Source organism: Venatoribacter cucullus, from assembly GCF_016132445.1.
Taxonomy (GTDB): domain Bacteria; phylum Pseudomonadota; class Gammaproteobacteria; order Pseudomonadales; family Oceanobacteraceae; genus Venatoribacter; species Venatoribacter cucullus.
In genome coordinates this window covers 812,515-829,536 of the sequence record NZ_CP046056.1, presented here as the reverse complement: position 1 = coordinate 829,536, position 17,022 = coordinate 812,515, and the positions used below count along the sequence as shown (strand labels likewise).

Below are 17,022 nucleotides of genomic sequence, written 5' to 3'. Positions count from 1 at the left end.
ATTTAGAAAAATACCATCAACTAATATTTATAACGTGCTCTATTTCTTCAATTTTTTTCTGCAACAATTCCGGATTCCCTCTGGTTTCAATGTTCAGGCGCAGCAAAGGCTCGGTATTAGAAGCTCGCAGATTAATGCGCCAATCGGAAAACTCCATACTCAGGCCATCGGTCCTGTCGATTATCGGTTTCTGGTTGGCATACAGGGCTTCTACTTGCTGAAGAACAGCTCCACTATCAGGGACGGTGAAGTTAATTTCACCACTACAAGGGTAAGCCAACATACGCTCATCCACTAATTCAGCCAGTGTTTTGTCGCTGATACTCATCAGCTCGGCGACCAGCAACCACGGGATCATGCCACTGTCGCAGTAGAAGAAATCGCGGAAGTAATGATGGGCACTCATTTCACCGCCATAAATAGCGTCTTCAGTGCGCATACGTTCTTTAATAAAGGCGTGGCCGGTTTTGCTTTGTACGGCAATACCATCCGCCTGCTGCACCTGATTAATGGTGTTCCAGGTTAAGCGCGGGTCATGAATGATTTTGCTGCCAGGGTGTTTTTGTAACAGCATTTCGGCCAGCAAACCCACGAGGTAGTAGCCCTCAATGAAACGACCTTTGGCATCAAAGAAGAAGCAACGGTCAAAGTCACCATCCCAGGCCAACGCCATATCACACTGGTTTTCCAGCAAGGCTTTTTGGGTTAGTTCACGGTTTTCCGGCAACAGTGGATTGGGAACACCATTGGGGAAGTGACCATTTGGTTCGCCATTGATTATTACCCATTGCAGGGGTAACAGATTTTGTAACGCCATAATAACCGGGCCAGCGGCACCATTACCCGGGTCAGCTAATATTTTCAGAGGTTTTATATTGGCGGTATTTACGTAGCCCAACAAATGCTGCAAATAGGCCGTTTTATCAGTTTTGTGCTGAACCTGGCCTTGCGTGCCTGCACGTTCACCTAGATTGTTGGAGGCAACCCGGTCGCGAATGGCATTCAGGCCGCTGTCACCACTGATCGGGCGTGATCCTTCACGAACCAGCTTCATGCCGTTATAGCCTTTGGGATTGTGACTCGCAGTCACCATAACACCGCCAGATGCCTGATAATGACTGGTGGCAAAATAAACTTCTTCCGTGCCACAAAGACCAATATCAATAACATGGGCGCCAGCATCGGTAAGGCCATTGATCAGAGCCTGAGCCAATACCGGACTTTCTAAGCGCATATCACGACCGACCACGTAGCTACTACCACCCAGTTCGGTCGCCAATGCACGGCCAATGCCGTAGGCGATGTCTTCGTTCAGTTGTTCAGGTACTTTGCCGCGGATGTCGTAAGCTTTGAAACAGGTGAGTTCTTTCATTTGGTATCTGCACGGCCATAAATATCTGCGAAACGGACGATGTCATCTTCACCCAGGTAATCGCCACATTGCACTTCAATCAACACTAAATCGACAACACCAGGGTTTTCCAGACGGTGTTTGTGACCAGCACGTATAAAAGTAGATTCGTTGGTATCCAGCAGTAATTCACGATCATCGTTAATAACTCGTGCCATACCACTTACAACAACCCAGTGCTCGCTGCGGTGATAGTGCATCTGTAACGATAGTGATGCACCAGGTTTAACAACTATGCGTTTAATTTTAAACCGCTCACCTTCTTCCAGGGTAGTGTACGTTCCCCATGGACGATGCACAGTGCGATGATATAAATGTGCACTATGTCCTGATTTTTTTAGTTGACTGACAATGTGCTTAACATCCTGAGCATGATCTTTATCGACAATTAAAATAGCGTCTGGCGTATCGACCACAATCAAATTATTTACACCAACCAGAGATGTTAATCGGTCAGAGCTTCTTACAAAATTATTGCTGGATTGAAAGGTTAAAACGTCACCATCGAAACGATTTCCACTGTCATCACAAGGAGTAAGTTCACTCATAGCCGTCCAGGAACCAATGTCACTCCATCCGATATTACAGGGAATAGTCGCAACTCTTTCCGAGCGCTCCATTAAGGCATAATCGATAGAGATGTCGGGTACTTTTCCGAAGGTTTCGGCATCCAATGATAAGGCACTATAACGAGGCGCCTCACTCAAACGCGACGTTGAAATGGTTGTATTAACAGCAACCAGGACCTCCTGACAATGCTGCTCCATTTCCTCCATCAGTGTACCGATACGGAAGCAGAACATTCCCGAATTCCACAGAAAATTACCCGCATTTATGTATTCCGTGGCAGTAGCCAAATCCGGTTTTTCTACAAAACGATTTACTTTAAAGCCGTCTCCTAATGGTGCTGACTTATTGGCATCAATATACCCAAAGCCGGTTTCAGGAGCTTCTGGCTGAATACCAAAGGTTACCAGCCAGCCTTCGGTGGCCAGCTGTATTGCACTATTTACGGCTTCAGAAAATGCTTGCTCATTCTGAATAAGGTGATCTGCCGCCAACACCAGAACGATGGCATCGTCGCCGTGGTTTTTTTGGATTTGAATCGCGGCAGCGGCTACAGCAGCCGCAGTGTTGCGGCCAAAGGGTTCCAGGATGAAGCTTTGAACAATAGAGGAGGTTTTTGCCGCTTTATATTCATCTTCTGTTTTGAACAGCAAATCTCTATTCGTCACTGTCATTATTTCGGTTACGTTATCAAAAGCAGTGGCTCGGCGGTACGTTTTACGAATTAGATTATCGCCATCAGGTAATGACATAAATGGTTTTGGATTAGTTTCACGAGATTCAGGCCACAAGCGACTGCCTACGCCGCCAGACATAATGACAGGGATAATTTTCATCAATAAACCTTTCGTTTTTATTTTTGATCCTCAGGCAAGACACGCTGCCGCCCAAGGGTTCTTCGCGAATAGTCCCTGTAATCGCTTCAGTCATACTTAATTTTACGCGCAGCAGGTACTCGAGATCTGCTTTGGTTTAGGGTTCGCCAAGTTCGCTCAGTTCCACTACCAGTTCATTTTGCTGTCCTAAAAGGCCAAGCAATATTATGGCGCGCTCATTGCCATCATATTCCTTGAAAATGGCTTCATAGTTCCTGAATGGGCCTTCTCTCAGACTTACCTTCTGCCCACTTTTGAAAAGTGGAACATTATGAATAACGCCGCAACGCTGACGCAAGTCGTTGATCAGTAAATCGTTTACGGTTACCGGCTGATTACCAAAGGTTAACAATTGGCGCGCGCCGATGGTGCTGCGTACTTTGCTCAGCAGGCCGCTGTCGGCGTGGGTTTGCAGGAACAGGTAGCCCGGAAACAGGGGTTCCTGGCGCTTACAGCGCTTGCCTTTGTACATTCGCTCTACTTCAAACAGCGGTAAAAAAACCTCGCCGCCCTGCTGTTGCAGGCGTTCGGCGGCGAGTTGTTCCTGTTTGGGCTTGGTCAGCACCACATACCATTGCGGCGTGTTCATAAGCGTTAGTTTTCGTGGTGCAGGCTGGCGAGAATCTGTTCACAGGCTTTGGCGGGGTCGGCTGCCTGGGTAATGGGGCGGCCAATCACCATGTAGCTGACGCCGGCGGCCTGGGCTTGTTGCGGGGTCATAATGCGGCGCTGGTCGCCCTGCTCGCTGCCCGCCGGGCGAATGCCGGGGGTGACGGTTAAAAACGGTTTGTCTGTAGGAGCGACACTTTGTCGCGATAATTCGCTAACTTGCCGCGATAAACCATTAATAAGAGCCACTTCCTGCGCCGAACACACCACGCCGTCTAACCCACATTGTTGGGTTAGGCGCGCCAGGCGTTCTACCTGTACTTGCGGGTCTGTATCCAGCCCTATTTCCGCCAGATCAGCCCGTTCCATGGAGGTAAGTACGGTTACGCCAATCAGCAGCGGCTGGTGTGTTTTGTTGGCCAGTTCGTTGCGGGCGGCTTCCATCATGCGGCGGCCACCGCTGGCGTGGACGTTTACCATCCATACGCCTAAGTCGGCAGCGGCGCCCACGGCTTTGGCGCAGGTGTTGGGAATGTCGTGGAATTTAAGATCCAGAAATACTTCAAATCCCAGTTTGTGCAGGGCTTCGACCACTTGCGGGCCGGCGCTGGTGAAGAGTTCTTTGCCTACTTTTACCCGGCATTCAGCGGGGTTAAGACGTTGCGCCATGGCGATGGCGTCGGCCTGGGTGGCGTAGTCGAGGGCGACCACTACCGGTGAGCTGATCACCGGCGAGTTGGTTTCAGAATGCATGTTGGTGTCCGTTACAGGTCGAGCCTGGAGCCAGTAAGCTGCGGTATAAACGGCCCGATGGTGGACCAGTCTTTGCAACTTGGGCAGCGCCAGTGGAACTCGGTGGCTTTGAAGCCGCAGCTTTTACACAGGAATTTGGGTTCGTGTTCAACAATGCGGCGCAGAATACCATACAGCGTTAACAGCTGCGACTTGTCGAGCTGCAGCCGGTGCTGCACCACCAGTTCGACCAGCGCGAAGAAGCCCTGGTTAGAGGGCGTTTTAGCCAGTTCTTTTAATAAGGCGGTAATGGCTTGTTCGGGGCCGTTGGCATCGGCAATGCACTGGGTGCTGGCCATCAGTACCGGTACGTATTGGCTGGCTTGCCATTGTTTGGAAAGGTGGGCCATTAAACCGGCGCTGTCGCCGACTTTGTTGAAGCTGTCGCGCAGTGGGGTTAGCACGCTGACCACGGCTTGCGGGTCGACATCCATGGCTTTTAAGTAGCAGCGGATGGCTTCGTTGGGTTCGTCCTGGCTGAAGGCTAAATTGCCTTGTACCACATAGGCGCGGGCGCAGCGGTTGTCGATGCGCAGGGCTTGCCGGCACAGGTTCTGGGTATCGAGGTAGTTGCCTTGCTGTACGGCTTTTTCGGCCAGTTCACAGACGGCCTGGGCGATGCGTTTTTCCAGCAGCTGGCTGTGTGGCAGGGCTTTTTTGCGGTACAGGTCGAGGATGTTCTGCCACTCGCCTTCTTCTTCGTACAGTTCTACCAGGTAACGGGCGGCGCGTTCACCAATGCGGCCGCGGACGTTCAGCAGGGCCAGCAGCAGGCGTTCGGCGCGGTCTAACAGGCCGGCGCGCGAGTAGTCTATCGCCAGTTCCAGTTCCAGCTGTTGTTGGGTGTTGCGGTTCAGGTCGTTGCGGGCAAACAGGGCCTGGTGCAGGTGTATGGCGCGGTCGGTTTCGCCTTTTTCGCGCAGGCTGCGGCCGAGCTTCAGAAATAAATCCAGCGCGTCGTCGTCCAGCTGGGGAATGTTCAGCAGGCGCTCTAAAGCGGCATCGTTGGCTTCGGCCAGCAGGTATTCCACGCTGGGCACCCAGTTGGGGTGGGCCGAATTTTTACTCTGTTTGGCAAAGCGGTAACCCAGCAGCCATCCGGTGGCAACGCCCCCCAGCAGCAGCAGGTACAGCAGCGCGGAATCGAGCATAGTAAGTGGGCCTACGAAATTTTACTGAGCCGTTGTTGGGTGTCGCGCAGTTCTTTGTGCAGACGGCGGATGTGCAGTTTTTGGCGGGTGTAAATAAAAGCGCCGCTTAAAATGCCCAGCAAGGTACCGCAGAGCAATACCAACCCCAGCCATAACGGCGCCGGCCAGCTGATGGGGCTGCCGATTAAGAAATCGAGGGTGATGCTTTGGTTGTTGTGGGCGGCAAAGGCCAGCGCGTAGGCCAGCACCAGCAGGAAGAACACAACACTAAGGATGGTTTTGGCAGTTTTCATAGGGCGTCCGGGTGGTCGTCGTTTACCTGATCGCGCAGTTCTTTACCGGGTTTGAAGTGCGGTACAAACTTGCCTTTCAGGTCGACCGTTTCGCCGGTTTTTGGGTTACGGCCCAGCCGTGGCGCGCGGTAATGCAGCGAAAAGCTGCCGAAGCCACGGATCTCAATACGCTCGCCTGAGGACAGGCTTTGCGACATGTGGTCGAGCAAGGTCTTAACCGCCAGCTCCACGTCTTTGGTGGACAGTTGTGGCTGACGGCTGACGATTTTTTCGATCAGCTCGGATTTTGTCATAGCTATTCCCTCCTTGAGAACCAAGCCTGGCAATAAACCTAGCCAAATCATGCAGTTAGGGTTTTGCTTTTGCAAGCATTGTTTATTTTTCACTCGGTGGGCCACTGCGTGGCGGCTTAATGCTCGCTTCGCTGGACGGGAGACGGGGGACGGGAGACGGTTGCCAGCCTTGCATGCTGTACGCCAGCCCGCTGGGCTGGTACCGCTGTCGCGCAGCGGCAGCTTAAACAGCGGCTGCAAGCCGCAAAAGCCGTCACGCAGTGACGGCCAAATCCAGGGCGCGGCAGCGCCTGGTTACCAGTCGTTGGCCGACAAGGCCGCACGCACCGTCCGCATTTTTTCGGTTTCTTCCAGCCGGATCAGGCTTTCAAACACCGCCCGGGCATCGTCACTGGTGGTTTCGCTGAGTATTTGCCGGTACAGGCTAATCAGGTAGTCGTCGATGCGCAGGGCCACTTTGACCAGTTCATCAAGGCTGATATCGGGATGCAGTTCGCGGGCATCCTGCAGCGCTTCGCTGATGGAGCCGGGTTCAAACTGGTGCCATTCCTGCAGCACTTTCTGGCTGGTGTGTTCCTGCATACTGGCCATCGCGTCGGCCAGGGTGTTTTCATGGGCGGCCAGCAGCGTCAGCATCATATCCACCCGCTCGCGCTGGGTCTGATCGCGCAGTTGCTGGTACAGGTTGCGGGTGTGTTCATGCAGTTTGCGGCTGTAATCCAGTACGTCTTTTACCGTGGAATAGCTCATGGTGTTCTCCTTCTGAGCAGCCGGGTTATTCTTCGTTATCACCAAACTGGTCAACCAGCTGTGGCAGGTAGGGGCGCACGCGGTCTTTGTCGGCGGCGGTTACGTTCGCCAGTGAATCGAGCATATTCAGGGAAGCCTGCAGCATGTTTTCCAGCATGGCTTTTTCTTCGGCCGGAATGTTTTTAGCACTGCGGATGGCTTGCATCTGGTTTTCAATTTCTACCCGGGTGGCGGGCTGTTCTTCCATGGAAATCGCAATGTAGGCCATGGAAATTTGCTGGCTGACGCGCACCCAGTCTTCCACACTTCTGAACCCGGCACTTTTTACCTGTTGGCTGAACTGGTTATACAGGCCGGCTTCGCGCAGCTGGTCAATACCGCGGGCGAAGGCGGCATCCATGCTGTAATCGGCATCGGGAATGTCGTTATCCGGCAGTTGGTCTTCACGTTCATCCAGCCAGCCCTGCAGGGTGGGCATGGTTTTGATCCACAATTTTATTTCGCTGTCGGTAAGGGTAGCGGCCTGGGCCGCCATGGTAAGCAGGCTGCACAGCAGCAGGGTTAACAGACGCATGGGGATCTCCCTGAAAGACGGTAGGTAGTGGCTACAGTAGTGGAGAATCGGTGGCGCGGCAATAAATCTCCACGGGTACGGCCTCGTCAAAATCGCCTATTGCCGGCAAGGTAGAGGTGGTGTTGGTGGCCAGGCATTGCAGGACAACAAAATCCGGTTTTTTGTAGCGGCTTTCAGCCAGCAGCCAGTGTGGAATGGTCAGCATTAAGGTACGCAAATCGGTGCTGCTGCTGATGTCGTACAGGACGTCGCTGGCCAGCAGCACATCCACCTCGGGCCACTGCCCGGCGGTTACCGGGTGCAGGGTTACGTGATTCAGTGCGGCGTTGTGTTGCGCGGCGAGCATTGCATTGGGGTCCAGGTCGGCTACCCACACTTCCCGCGCACCAGCGCGGGCGGCGGCGATGCCCACCAGCGCCGAACCACAGCCGAAATCCAGCACCCGTTTACCGCGCACGGCCTGCGGGTTGTGCCGTAGCCACTGCGCCAGCGCCCTACCCCCGGCCCAGGCAAAGGCCCAGTACGGCAGTTGTTGCCAGAAGTCGGCGATTTGCCCGGCATCCAGTTGCAGCTGAGTATCCTGCAGCTGCAGCAGCAGTAAGTTCAGTTCAGCGTCGGGCAGATACTGCGTTTGCAGGCTGGCGCCGGGCAGTTTTAACGCCTGTTGTAGGCGTAACAGGTTACCAGTGGGCATAGCGTTGCTTGTATTGGGTGACTTTTTTCAGGTAGTTGCGCGATTCGTCTTTGGGGTGGTCGCGCACTATGCGCCGGTACACTTCGGCGGCCGACAGTTTATTAATACGCTCGACGGCTTTTTTGCGGTCTTTATGAAAGGCTTTCAGCAAATTGCCGGTGCCACCGTTGTAGGCAGCGATGATGCAGTATTCCCGTGCCAGCGGGTCGCGCACGTCGCGCAGATAGGTGTCGCGCAGAATGGTTAAATAGGCGGTGCCGATGTCGATATTGCGCGCCGGGTCCATCAGAAAATTGCGGTCGGGCTGGCCGGCGCGGCGATAGACGCGCTGGAACACATCCCGCCCGGCGGTGGCCCGCATCACCTGCATCAGGCCAAACGCCCCGGCCGGCGAGACGGCAAAGGGGTTAAAGCTGCTTTCGGTTTCCATAATGGCCAGTATCAGTGCTGGCTGTACGCGATAACGCTGCGCCGCCTGATACACCAGCTGACGATATTGTTCGGCGCTGCGCTGGCGGTAGCTGCGCACCATGGGTATATCCACCCAGTAACGGGCACCGCGCCGTTGCACTTTGTGTTGCAGCAGATACTGGGCGTAGCGTTCAGCCCGCCACTGGCTGGCAATGGCCTGGCCTTCGTGGTCCTGCACCAGTCCGGTTAAAAAGGGTTTGCCGGTTAAACCCATATCAGCGGCGGTGAATAAATCCACGGCGTTGGGGTCGGCCGGGGTTAATAAGGTGGCGACAATGGCGTGCTGCAGGGCGCCCAGTGGCGTTTTGCTGCGCTCACTTTCGACCCGGATATGGCCGCGGCTGAAGTCGATGTTGACCCGGGTGTGATAGTCGTCCAGGTATTTCACCATGCGGTGTGCCGAGGGCGCGGCGAAATCTTTGCCCCAGACCTGCGTGGCTTGTTCGGGAAAGAACAGGTATTCCAGAATCACCGCCTGTACATCGTCGGATAATTCGGAGAAATTTTCCGGCAAGGCAGCCTGCAGCGTCTGAGCCTGCAGCAACGTCACAATAAAAAGGAATAAAAAACGAATCACGGGCTTACCGGGCAGCGATTTGGCTGCCCAGTGTAGCCAGTGGGCCGGCGCTTGTCAGCGCACGGCCTCGCGGCGAATGGCGTTGGGCGAGAAGTCTTTGGGGTTAAAGTCTTCAGCGAAGTTGATGGTGGCACCGCGTTCGTTATCCAGGCCTTCGGCGTAGTAACGACGGTTTTCCAGATCGTAGGTGACTTCCAGGGTTGGAAAGACTACCTGCATATCGTAATAGTTGATGGTGTGCGCTTCGGTTACCTGCAGCAGCTCACCGTCTTCATCGTATTCTTCGGCGTAGACAATGGACCAGGAATCTTCATCCACGTAGTAACGACGGGTGGCGTAACGGTGGCTGAAGCCGATGCGCAGTTTGGCTTCCACCACCCACACCCGGTGCGCTTCATAGCGCAGATGTTGCGGGTTGATGTGCTGGGCCAGCAGGATGTTATCCAGTTTCAGGTTGCCCTGATGCACACGGTAGGCGTTGTAGGGAATGTAAATCTCCTGTTTGCCTTTTAATTCCCAGTCGTAATAGTCGGGCGCGCCGTTAAACATATCCACCTGATCAATCGTACGGATGGAGTCGGTGTTGATGTCGGCGGTGTCGTAGGCTAAATCCGGGGTACGGCGCAGACGGCGCTGGCCCTGCATGTAGATCCAGGATTTACGCGGTGACTGCACCTGATCCAGGGTTTCGTGTACCAGCGTAATGCTGCCGGAGAGCTTGGCCGGGGCCAGGGTTTTACGTTTCAGGAAGAAAATATTGTTGTTCAGATCCTGGGGACTGGCGCCGGGGACGCTGTAGTTCATAAAGTACTGATATTCGCGCAGCACATCCATGCGATTGCCGTTGGCGGTTACCGACGATGCTACGGCGGTGTAACCCAGCGAGTGGCCACGGAAACGCAGCGTATGGTTCCACAACACTTCCAGCCCTTCGGTCGGAATCGGGAACGGTGACGACATGGTGGCACCGGTCACACCGGCACCGTATTTCATCAGGTTGGCGCGGGTGGCGTTGGTTTTAATGCCGTCGTACACATATTGCGGATACGAGGCGGAACGCCGGGTGGGGTATACCTCGAAATACAGTTCCGGGAAGCGCTGCAGCAAGGCCGCCTGGCCGTCGGTCAGACGGTTGCGGTGTTGCTGCATATTGGCCGCAGTAATGCGGAACAGGGGCTTATCGGTGGCAAAGGGGTCTTTGTGGTAGGCACCGGGAACATGGCTGGTGTCTTTCGGCAGGCCACCGGTCCAGGCAGGGATATCGCGGCCATTGCCGGACTTTTCTGCCCCTACCGGGGTAAGGTCATTGCCCAAACGGGCCGCTTCCTGGGGGCTTACAGCCGCCAGGGCAGGCATCGACAGCATTAAACACGCCAGCAATACACTGAACATTTTCATCGCATCATCCAGAGCAAATATGGGAAGGCAGTGAGGCTACTCACTGATGAAAGAATGATCAATCTGTTGTAACAAAATGACAACAATCGGCACACCGGTCCGGCCACAGACCGATGTATTTATGCCACTTCAGGCGGGTAACCAGGCCATTCCGCCCAGCCACACCAGTGCGATGATCGCCAGACAACCGATAAGTGCCGCCAGGCCCGCCACCACAATCGCGATGGCGAATTTCGCCCCCTGCTGCGGAGTAAGATCCATAAACACCGGCAGGCCCACAAACAACAGATACAGACTGTAGGCAGACGCCGCCAGCACCACCGGTATATTGAACAGCAACATCGGGTACAGCCCGCTGAGGCCGGCCAGAAACAGCGGAACTGAGGTGAAAATGGTAAACACCAGGCAGCGTTCAAAATCGGGTTCGATGCCGAAGTAATGCTCCATGCCAAACATGATGTAGGCCATCATCACCACGCCCACCAGCAACAGCAGGTAAAACACCAGCGCCATGGGCACAGCGGTTTGTACGCTTAACAGCAAAGGGGCACTGCCGGCGACACTCCAGCCCACCAGCGTGGTGCCCAACAACAACGCCAGCGTGGGAATTAACGCCAGCATCAGCAAATAGCGGATAAAGACTTCGACAATCGAGCTGCTGTGCTGCAGCCGCAGGGTTTGCCATTGGTGGCGGGGGTTGGTGAGCAATCCCAAGACATGGTTCAACATCATAAACACTCCCTGGTCTGATGGTGGTACTGCAGCTGGTTACGGGTGAGAGCTGACTTATTGATCAGTTTTTTTAATGCATGGGCCGATTGTGACGAACAACAGAAGGCTTGTCCGGCTCTCAGGGCCGCTGCGATAAACGCGCTTCTCAGTCAGGATGACTGGCCTGTATTGCGGCAGACATTTCCGGCCACAAATTATGAATAGTCGCCATTTGCTGCCGCCGGACATGACCAAGGTCGGATTGCTGCAGTGCCGCCAGGCAGGCGCCCAGTAACGGAATGGCGGCCGGACTGTTGACCGGACCGGCCCAGAACGCCGGTCGCATATCCGGGCTGTCGGTTTCCAGCAGCCAGGCATCCGCCGGTAAGGCGGCGATGGTACGGCGCAGTTTGTGCGCCCGCGGATGCGTCATGGCACCGCCGATGCCAAGTTTAAACCCCAGCGCCAGCCAGGCCCTGCCCTGCTGTTCGCTGCCACTGAAGGCATGCACGATACCGCCAGCGGTAAAGTGCTGGCGCCGTAAAAACGCGCAGGCCTGATCGTGCTGGCCACGGATATGCAGAATCAGCCGCTTGCCATACCGCTGCGCCAGTTGCACCTGGGCGCTGAAAAAATCCCACTGCTGTTGCAGCCGGCTGGTATCACCGGCAACCAGGACGCTGTCCAGGCCGATTTCACCCACGGCCAGTACGGCTGGGTCTTCACGCAGCTGCTGTTCCAGCCAGTGCAGGTCGGCCGGTTGATGCTGATGCAGAAAATACGGGTGCAAGCCTTGCGCGTAGCGCCAGGGCTGACCGGCACAGAAGGCCGGCAGTTGTTCGCCCTGCAGGCGGCTGACGCCGGGGATGATAAGCCCGGCCACCCCCAGTTGTTGCGCTTGCTGCCACAGCCGTTCGCGCTGACCGGCAAACACCGCAAAGTCAAAGTGGCAATGGCTGTCGATCCACACAATAACGGCCTTAACCCAGCTTCAGCAGCGGCCGCACCGTTTGCCACAAGGCCCGGTAGTTGCGGGCCATGGGGGTAGCCGGCTGCTCCAGCACCACCGGCGTACGGTTTTGTGCCATGCGTTCAGCGGTGGCTGACCAGGCCACAAAGGTAGGTAAAAACTCCGGATGTTCCGGCAGTGTGTCGCGTATCCATTGTCCATGGGCGGGTTTACGGCGGTCGATCAGGTTGGCAAAAGGCAGCCACTGGGCGCTTTTCACCCAATCGCAATGCTCGCGCAGCTGGTGATAAGCCCGCAGCGATAAGGCCGAGGGCTCCACCGGCAGCAGAATCCGGTCGGCGGCCTGTAACACGCCGTCCATAGTCGGGCTTAACAACGGCGGGCAGTCCAGAATCACCAGCCCGTAGGTTTCACTCAGCTGGCTTAGGGCATCGGCAAGAAAATCACGGGTTTGTTTGCGTTTGGGAAATAATTGCAGCAGTTTGCGCAGCGACATATCACCGGGCAGCACGTCCAGCCGCTCTACCCCGGTATGGCAAATAAAATGGTTGATCGGCTGTTGCTGCTGCCACAGCTGCAGCTGCGGCTGGCGCGCTTCGGCATTCAGCATCCAGCCGGCGGCACCCTGCGGGTCAAGATCCCACACCAGCGTGCGCAACCCTTCCTGTGCGGCCAAAGCGGCTACATTGACGGCGGTGGTGGTTTTTCCAACCCCACCTTTTAACTGATAAATCGCCAGCGTTCGCATGGGTCTTCCTTAATGTTCTGCAAAACTGACCGGGCAACCACCCAGCCCGCAATAACCACCGGGATTTTTGGCCAGGTATTGCTGGTGATAGGTTTCGGCCAGGTAAAATTCAATACCGGGGCAAATTTCAGTCGTAATGTCCGGGTAACCGGCCTGGCGCAAGCGCTGTTGGTACTGTGCTTTACTGGCCGCGGCCCGCTCCATTTCCTCCGCACTGGCCAGATAAATACCGGAACGGTATTGGGTACCGATGTCGTTGCCCTGGCGCATGCCCTGAGTGGGATCGTGATTTTCCCAGAAGACGATCAGCAATTCTTCCAGACTGATGTGGGCCGGATCATACCAGACGCGCACCAGTTCGTTGTGGCCGGTTAAGCCGCTGCACACTTCTTCGTAAGTGGGGTTGCGTGTATGCCCGGCGCCGTAGCCGACGGCGGTGGAATAAACACCCGGCAGGCTCCAGAACTTGCGCTCCGCGCCCCAGAAACAGCCCATACCGACCATTAATTCGGCCAGCCCGTTCGGGCACGGACCGGTAATACGGTTGCCGTTCACATAATGCGTATCGGCCACGCTGAACAAGGGCTGCTCACGCCCCGGCAGGGCTTCTTCGGCGCCTGGTATGGACATCAGTTTCGGACGCCACATAATGCTTCTCCTGTTTTTTTGTTGGTGAGCCACCATGACCCAGCCCACAGCACAATATTCTTTGGTTTTTCATGGTACCGGCAGTGGCGGTGAGCTGGCTATGGGATGTTCGGCGGCCACGCTGTGTGAGCATAACCAGCCCCGGTTACTGATTGATTGCGGCCCGGGTACGTTAAACGCCTTTCAGCAGCGTTTTGGTGAGTTGCCGAAGGCCGTGTTTATTACCCACGGCCACCTTGACCATATTGCCGATCTGGAAATTCTGACGGTGCGGGCAAAACTGCAAAATGCCGCCCCCATTCCTCTGTATGTACCGCTGGGGTTAATTCCGCTGCTGCATCAGCGGCTAGCCACCTACCCCGGCAGCATGGCCGAAGGCGGGCATGATTTTTGGCAGTCTTTTCAGCTGTTGCCGGTGACCGAAACCTTTACCCACGCCGGGCTGAGTTTCCGCCTGCACGCCACCCGCCACCACGCCCCCGGCAGCAGTTTTGCCTTACAGGTGCCGGGGCTGTTTTTTTACAGCGGTGATACCCGCCCGATTCCGGAAATTCTGCACCACGAACTCAGTGGCCAGGAACCGGTGTTTCACGATTGCGGCCTGGTCGCCAACCCCTCTCACACCGGGCTGGACGATCTGGCGCGGGAATATCAGCCCGACTTACGGCAGCGGCTGGTGCTGTACCACTACGCCAACGAGCAGGCAGCGCAACAGTTACAACAGGCCGGTTACCGGGTCGCCCGCCCCGGCGATGAATTTCCGCTGAGCGCTCTGTGAGCCGCTCACCTGTAAACGGAGGCTCTGTGAGCCGCCCCCCTGTAAACGGAGGTGCTGTGAGTATGAATAACGCTGACGAACAGGCTTTGAACAGCGCCATTGGCCGTATGCTCAGCGACGCCACGGTTACCGCACAAACACTGCCGCAATGCCCGCAGATTGCGCTGTGGCTGGTGGAGCCGGAAGCCATGCGTCGTCCGTTCAGCGCTGACGAAATCCGTACTATTCAGGATAACCCCGCCTACTGGGCCTTTTGCTGGGCCAGCGGTCAGGTACTGGCGCGGGAAATACTCGCTAATCCGCACTGGGTAGCCGGTAAAAAAGTAATGGATTTTGGTGCCGGCTCCGGCGTGGTGGCGGTGGCCTGTGTGCTGGCCGGCGCGCGTGAGGTAATCGCCTGCGATATCGACCCGGATGCCTTACTGGCCAGTGCCGCCAATGCGCGCTTAAACGGCGTGAACTACCGCCTGCACGGCGATTTGTTTGCCTTCGATGAACCACTGGATCTGCTGATTGCCGCCGACGTGCTGTACGACCGCGCCAACCTGCCGCTGCTGGATATTTTCCGCGCCAAAGCCAACGCAGTATTGGTTGCCGATTCACGCATTAAAGACTTTGATTTTCCACCCTATCAGGCGCTGGGCCGGCACGAATCCTTTACCGTGCCCGACCTCGATGAGCTGGATGAATTCCGCTGGGTAACGTTATATCGATGTTGATAGATGGGTACTGGCGCCACGGCTGGGGAAAGTACCGCTGCTGAGATTGCCTCAGCAGCAGTGATTAGTTATACCAGCTGCAGATTTTCCAGTATGCGCTTGCCATAACCTGCTTCCACCCGCATTTTTTTCTTGATCACAGCGGTGTAATTGCGAGACGCGATAGTATCAACAAACACCCATTCACAGGTGGCATTAGTTCTGTTGAAATCCACCAGCATATAGCCACGATCAGCAGAGTTAAGATATTTCAGATCATCCACCAAAAAACTTACGGCCTGTTCAAAACCAGCCTGCTGATTAGCACGATTGGTCGGATCGGTAATGGCATTAAACCCTACATAGTTTTCAAAACCCGGTGAAGTAACCGAGGGCGTTGCGAACTCAACACCTGCCGAACCGGCACTGCGCTGAACTGCACCAGTGTCATCGGTTATGTACAGATCACTGGCCCAGGCGTTGTGTGTATCACCCGCCAGAACAACCAGATTCTGATCCGCCTGCTGTGCTGTACGCAAAATCGCTTCCCGGGCTGGCGAATAGCCATCCCAGGCATCCAGATTATAGGGGGCCGTGGTTTCAACACGCGCTCGCTCTGACGCTGTTACGCTGTCATCACCCTGTAAAATCCGAATTTTAATACCCGCCAGCGCTGCCAGTTTTTCGGCTATCGCTAACTGTGCGGATGAAGCATCCTGCCCAGAAGCAAGCAGAGCCTGTACAGCAGCCAAATCCTGTAATAGTTCTACTGGAATAAAAATTCGTCCCATCAAGACCTGCTGACCCAGTACCTGCCAGGTTGCCTGATCGGTGGCCAGAGCAGTTAATACCTGTTGCTGCTGCTCAGCTCCCAAAAGAGTACGGTTAGTGTCTGACATATCGCTCAAAAAGCCAGCATAATCCAGACCCGCTGCAGTGATGTAATTGGCAAAGCTGAGCGGTTCATCGCGGGCAACTATACGGGTATCTAACATGACCAGGTTGACCAGATCACCGAAGGCAAAGGTGCGCCAGATCTTTGTCTGATCTTCATTGCTTCGGATGGGCAGCCATTCATGATAAGCCTTAATTGCGGCGGCCCGGCGCTCACTAAACTCACCTTCATCTTGCTGATGATTTTCAGCACCGTTTTTCCAGGTGTCATTGGCCAGTTCGTGGTCATCCCAGACGCAAATAAAGGGCTTAACACGATGCACCTCCTGCAGATCGATGTCGCTGCGGTACTGAGAGTAACGTGCACGGTAATCACTCAGGCTCAGAATCTCTTGCGATGGCTCAGGTGCACGCACCTGAGCATCAGCTTTCGGGTATTCGTTGGAGCCGTATTCGTAAATATAATCACCAAGATGCAAAACCACAGCAGCATCGCTGTTGGCAATATCTCGATACACATTAAACAGACCGGCCGGGTAATTAGAACAAGAACACACCGCCAACTTCACAGAATCAATATTGCCGGTTGGTAGAGTACGGGTTTGGCCAACCGGAGAAACCTCTTTATCCTTACCAGCAAACTGATAGTAATAGGTGGTATCCGGGCTTAAACCAGTCACGTCGACCTTTACGGTATAATCATGACTAGCATTCGTATACACCGTGCCAGACGCAACAACGCTGGTCAGATCTTCATCTGTTGCCACTACCCAGGCCACCTGAGCATCCTTGCTGATTCCGTATTCTGAAGGGGTGACACGAGTCCAGATGATCACCCGATCGGCCAGCGGATCACCGGAAGCCACACCGTGACCGAAGACAAACACGGTCAGATCACGCTGATCGTCATCGTCTTCGCCAAAACAACCGGTCAGCGCAGCCGGTACTGAGACCGCACCAGCACCTGCTGCCATACTTTTCAGAAATGAGCGACGGCTCAGTTCATTGCGGATTTTCATATACAGCCCCTTCAGTAGTCTGTGTTTATTGTTATCCATATAGGACCATCAAAGTGCGACAGAAGTATGACAAGCCAATATAGAAATCCAGTGTTTTCAAC

The 17,022-nt window shown here is 55.0% G+C and carries 19 protein-coding genes; 2 read left to right on the top strand and 17 right to left on the bottom strand.

From position 1 onward, the window contains the following. Window positions 1-16 precede the first annotated feature (16 nt). From GJQ55_RS04055 to msrA, 16 genes are all read right to left on the bottom strand, one after another. Window positions 17-1,372: a phosphohexomutase domain-containing protein gene (locus GJQ55_RS04055; RefSeq protein WP_228346237.1), complete on the bottom strand. Its 1,356-nt coding sequence runs from the start codon at window positions 1,370-1,372 to the stop codon at window positions 17-19. Then, a complete protein-coding gene (locus GJQ55_RS04050) occupies window positions 1,369-2,814 on the bottom strand; it encodes a mannose-1-phosphate guanylyltransferase/mannose-6-phosphate isomerase (protein ID WP_228346236.1) in 1,446 nt (481 codons plus the stop codon). Before GJQ55_RS04050 ends, GJQ55_RS04055 begins: the two co-directional genes overlap by 4 nt. A gap of 136 nt (window positions 2,815-2,950) precedes the next feature. Further along, the gene (gene rfaH / locus GJQ55_RS04045) at window positions 2,951-3,442 is read right to left on the bottom strand and encodes a transcription/translation regulatory transformer protein RfaH (protein WP_228346235.1); all 492 of its coding nucleotides are present in this window, start codon (window positions 3,440-3,442) and stop codon (window positions 2,951-2,953) included. 5 nt (window positions 3,443-3,447) lie between these two features. After that, window positions 3,448-4,215, bottom strand: a complete 768-nt coding sequence (gene pyrF, locus GJQ55_RS04040; protein WP_228346234.1) for an orotidine-5'-phosphate decarboxylase — start codon at window positions 4,213-4,215, stop codon at window positions 3,448-3,450. 11 nt (window positions 4,216-4,226) lie between these two features. Continuing rightward, on the bottom strand, window positions 4,227-5,405 hold the full coding sequence (locus tag GJQ55_RS04035) for a hypothetical protein (RefSeq protein WP_228346233.1): 1,179 nt from the start codon (window positions 5,403-5,405) through the stop codon (window positions 4,227-4,229). 11 nt (window positions 5,406-5,416) lie between these two features. Next, window positions 5,417-5,698 carry a lipopolysaccharide assembly protein LapA domain-containing protein gene (locus GJQ55_RS04030; protein ID WP_228346232.1) on the bottom strand — a complete coding sequence of 94 codons (282 nt, stop codon included), beginning with the start codon at window positions 5,696-5,698 and terminating at the stop codon, window positions 5,417-5,419. Continuing rightward, the gene (gene ihfB / locus GJQ55_RS04025; protein ID WP_228346231.1) at window positions 5,695-5,991 is read right to left on the bottom strand and encodes an integration host factor subunit beta; all 297 of its coding nucleotides are present in this window, start codon (window positions 5,989-5,991) and stop codon (window positions 5,695-5,697) included. Before ihfB ends, GJQ55_RS04030 begins: the two co-directional genes overlap by 4 nt. A gap of 294 nt (window positions 5,992-6,285) precedes the next feature. Then, a complete protein-coding gene (locus GJQ55_RS04020; protein WP_228346230.1) occupies window positions 6,286-6,741 on the bottom strand; it encodes a ferritin family protein in 456 nt (151 codons plus the stop codon). 25 nt (window positions 6,742-6,766) lie between these two features. Then, window positions 6,767-7,315: a hypothetical protein gene (locus GJQ55_RS04015; protein WP_228346229.1), complete on the bottom strand. Its 549-nt coding sequence runs from the start codon at window positions 7,313-7,315 to the stop codon at window positions 6,767-6,769. Window positions 7,316-7,346: 31 nt separating this feature from the next. Beyond that, window positions 7,347-8,009: a class I SAM-dependent methyltransferase gene (locus GJQ55_RS04010; RefSeq protein WP_228346228.1), complete on the bottom strand. Its 663-nt coding sequence runs from the start codon at window positions 8,007-8,009 to the stop codon at window positions 7,347-7,349. Further along, on the bottom strand, window positions 7,996-9,057 hold the full coding sequence (locus tag GJQ55_RS04005) for a murein transglycosylase domain-containing protein (protein WP_228346227.1): 1,062 nt from the start codon (window positions 9,055-9,057) through the stop codon (window positions 7,996-7,998). Before GJQ55_RS04005 ends, GJQ55_RS04010 begins: the two co-directional genes overlap by 14 nt. Before the next feature lie 54 nt (window positions 9,058-9,111). Next, window positions 9,112-10,455 carry a DUF1329 domain-containing protein gene (locus GJQ55_RS04000; protein WP_228346226.1) on the bottom strand — a complete coding sequence of 448 codons (1,344 nt, stop codon included), beginning with the start codon at window positions 10,453-10,455 and terminating at the stop codon, window positions 9,112-9,114. Window positions 10,456-10,584: 129 nt separating this feature from the next. Beyond that, window positions 10,585-11,187, bottom strand: coding sequence for a Yip1 family protein (locus tag GJQ55_RS03995; protein WP_228346225.1), 603 nt, complete (start codon window positions 11,185-11,187; stop codon window positions 10,585-10,587). A 145-nt stretch (window positions 11,188-11,332) separates the two neighbouring features. After that, window positions 11,333-12,136 carry a TatD family hydrolase gene (locus GJQ55_RS03990; RefSeq protein WP_228346224.1) on the bottom strand — a complete coding sequence of 268 codons (804 nt, stop codon included), beginning with the start codon at window positions 12,134-12,136 and terminating at the stop codon, window positions 11,333-11,335. A 10-nt stretch (window positions 12,137-12,146) separates the two neighbouring features. Beyond that, the gene (locus GJQ55_RS03985) at window positions 12,147-12,884 is read right to left on the bottom strand and encodes a ParA family protein (RefSeq protein ID WP_267874245.1); all 738 of its coding nucleotides are present in this window, start codon (window positions 12,882-12,884) and stop codon (window positions 12,147-12,149) included. Between the two features lie 9 nt (window positions 12,885-12,893). Continuing rightward, complete coding sequence (gene msrA / locus GJQ55_RS03980; protein ID WP_228346223.1) at window positions 12,894-13,532, bottom strand: peptide-methionine (S)-S-oxide reductase MsrA; 639 nt, start codon at window positions 13,530-13,532, stop codon at window positions 12,894-12,896. Between the two features lie 34 nt (window positions 13,533-13,566). Here msrA and GJQ55_RS03975 point away from each other — a divergent pair, with 34 nt between their 5' ends. Together GJQ55_RS03975 and GJQ55_RS03970 are read left to right on the top strand one after the other, a co-directional pair. Further along, window positions 13,567-14,310 carry an MBL fold metallo-hydrolase gene (locus GJQ55_RS03975; RefSeq protein WP_228346222.1) on the top strand — a complete coding sequence of 248 codons (744 nt, stop codon included), beginning with the start codon at window positions 13,567-13,569 and terminating at the stop codon, window positions 14,308-14,310. Window positions 14,311-14,372: 62 nt separating this feature from the next. After that, window positions 14,373-15,029 (top strand): class I SAM-dependent methyltransferase, encoded by a 657-nt coding sequence (locus GJQ55_RS03970; RefSeq protein ID WP_228346221.1) that lies wholly within the window; start codon window positions 14,373-14,375, stop codon window positions 15,027-15,029. A 68-nt stretch (window positions 15,030-15,097) separates the two neighbouring features. Here the strand turns inward: GJQ55_RS03970 and GJQ55_RS03965 are convergent, their stop codons facing one another. Continuing rightward, on the bottom strand, window positions 15,098-16,921 hold the full coding sequence (locus tag GJQ55_RS03965) for an alkaline phosphatase D family protein (protein WP_228346220.1): 1,824 nt from the start codon (window positions 16,919-16,921) through the stop codon (window positions 15,098-15,100). Window positions 16,922-17,022: the final 101 nt, after the last annotated feature.

Excerpts from the sequence above, each read along its gene's own strand:
- GJQ55_RS04035 (WP_228346233.1), bottom strand. The coding sequence starts at position 5,405 with ATGCTCGATTCCGCGCTGCTGTACCTGCTGCTGCTGGGGGGCGTTGCC.
- GJQ55_RS03975 (WP_228346222.1), top strand. The coding sequence starts at position 13,567 with ATGACCCAGCCCACAGCACAATATTCTTTGGTTTTTCATGGTACCGGC.
- GJQ55_RS03965 (WP_228346220.1), bottom strand. The coding sequence starts at position 16,921 with ATGAAAATCCGCAATGAACTGAGCCGTCGCTCATTTCTGAAAAGTATG.
- GJQ55_RS04015 (WP_228346229.1), bottom strand. The coding sequence starts at position 7,315 with ATGCGTCTGTTAACCCTGCTGCTGTGCAGCCTGCTTACCATGGCGGCC.
- GJQ55_RS04010 (WP_228346228.1), bottom strand. The coding sequence starts at position 8,009 with ATGCCCACTGGTAACCTGTTACGCCTACAACAGGCGTTAAAACTGCCC.
- GJQ55_RS03985 (WP_267874245.1), bottom strand. The coding sequence starts at position 12,884 with ATGCGAACGCTGGCGATTTATCAGTTAAAAGGTGGGGTTGGAAAAACC.
- GJQ55_RS04050 (WP_228346236.1), bottom strand. The coding sequence starts at position 2,814 with ATGAAAATTATCCCTGTCATTATGTCTGGCGGCGTAGGCAGTCGCTTG.
- msrA (WP_228346223.1), bottom strand. The coding sequence starts at position 13,532 with ATGTGGCGTCCGAAACTGATGTCCATACCAGGCGCCGAAGAAGCCCTG.
- ihfB (WP_228346231.1), bottom strand. The coding sequence starts at position 5,991 with ATGACAAAATCCGAGCTGATCGAAAAAATCGTCAGCCGTCAGCCACAA.
- GJQ55_RS03970 (WP_228346221.1), top strand. The coding sequence starts at position 14,373 with ATGAATAACGCTGACGAACAGGCTTTGAACAGCGCCATTGGCCGTATG.
- GJQ55_RS04030 (WP_228346232.1), bottom strand. The coding sequence starts at position 5,698 with ATGAAAACTGCCAAAACCATCCTTAGTGTTGTGTTCTTCCTGCTGGTG.
- GJQ55_RS04020 (WP_228346230.1), bottom strand. The coding sequence starts at position 6,741 with ATGAGCTATTCCACGGTAAAAGACGTACTGGATTACAGCCGCAAACTG.
- GJQ55_RS04055 (WP_228346237.1), bottom strand. The coding sequence starts at position 1,372 with ATGAAAGAACTCACCTGTTTCAAAGCTTACGACATCCGCGGCAAAGTA.
- GJQ55_RS03995 (WP_228346225.1), bottom strand. The coding sequence starts at position 11,187 with ATGATGTTGAACCATGTCTTGGGATTGCTCACCAACCCCCGCCACCAA.
- rfaH (WP_228346235.1), bottom strand. The coding sequence starts at position 3,442 with ATGAACACGCCGCAATGGTATGTGGTGCTGACCAAGCCCAAACAGGAA.
- pyrF (WP_228346234.1), bottom strand. The coding sequence starts at position 4,215 with ATGCATTCTGAAACCAACTCGCCGGTGATCAGCTCACCGGTAGTGGTC.
- GJQ55_RS04000 (WP_228346226.1), bottom strand. The coding sequence starts at position 10,455 with ATGAAAATGTTCAGTGTATTGCTGGCGTGTTTAATGCTGTCGATGCCT.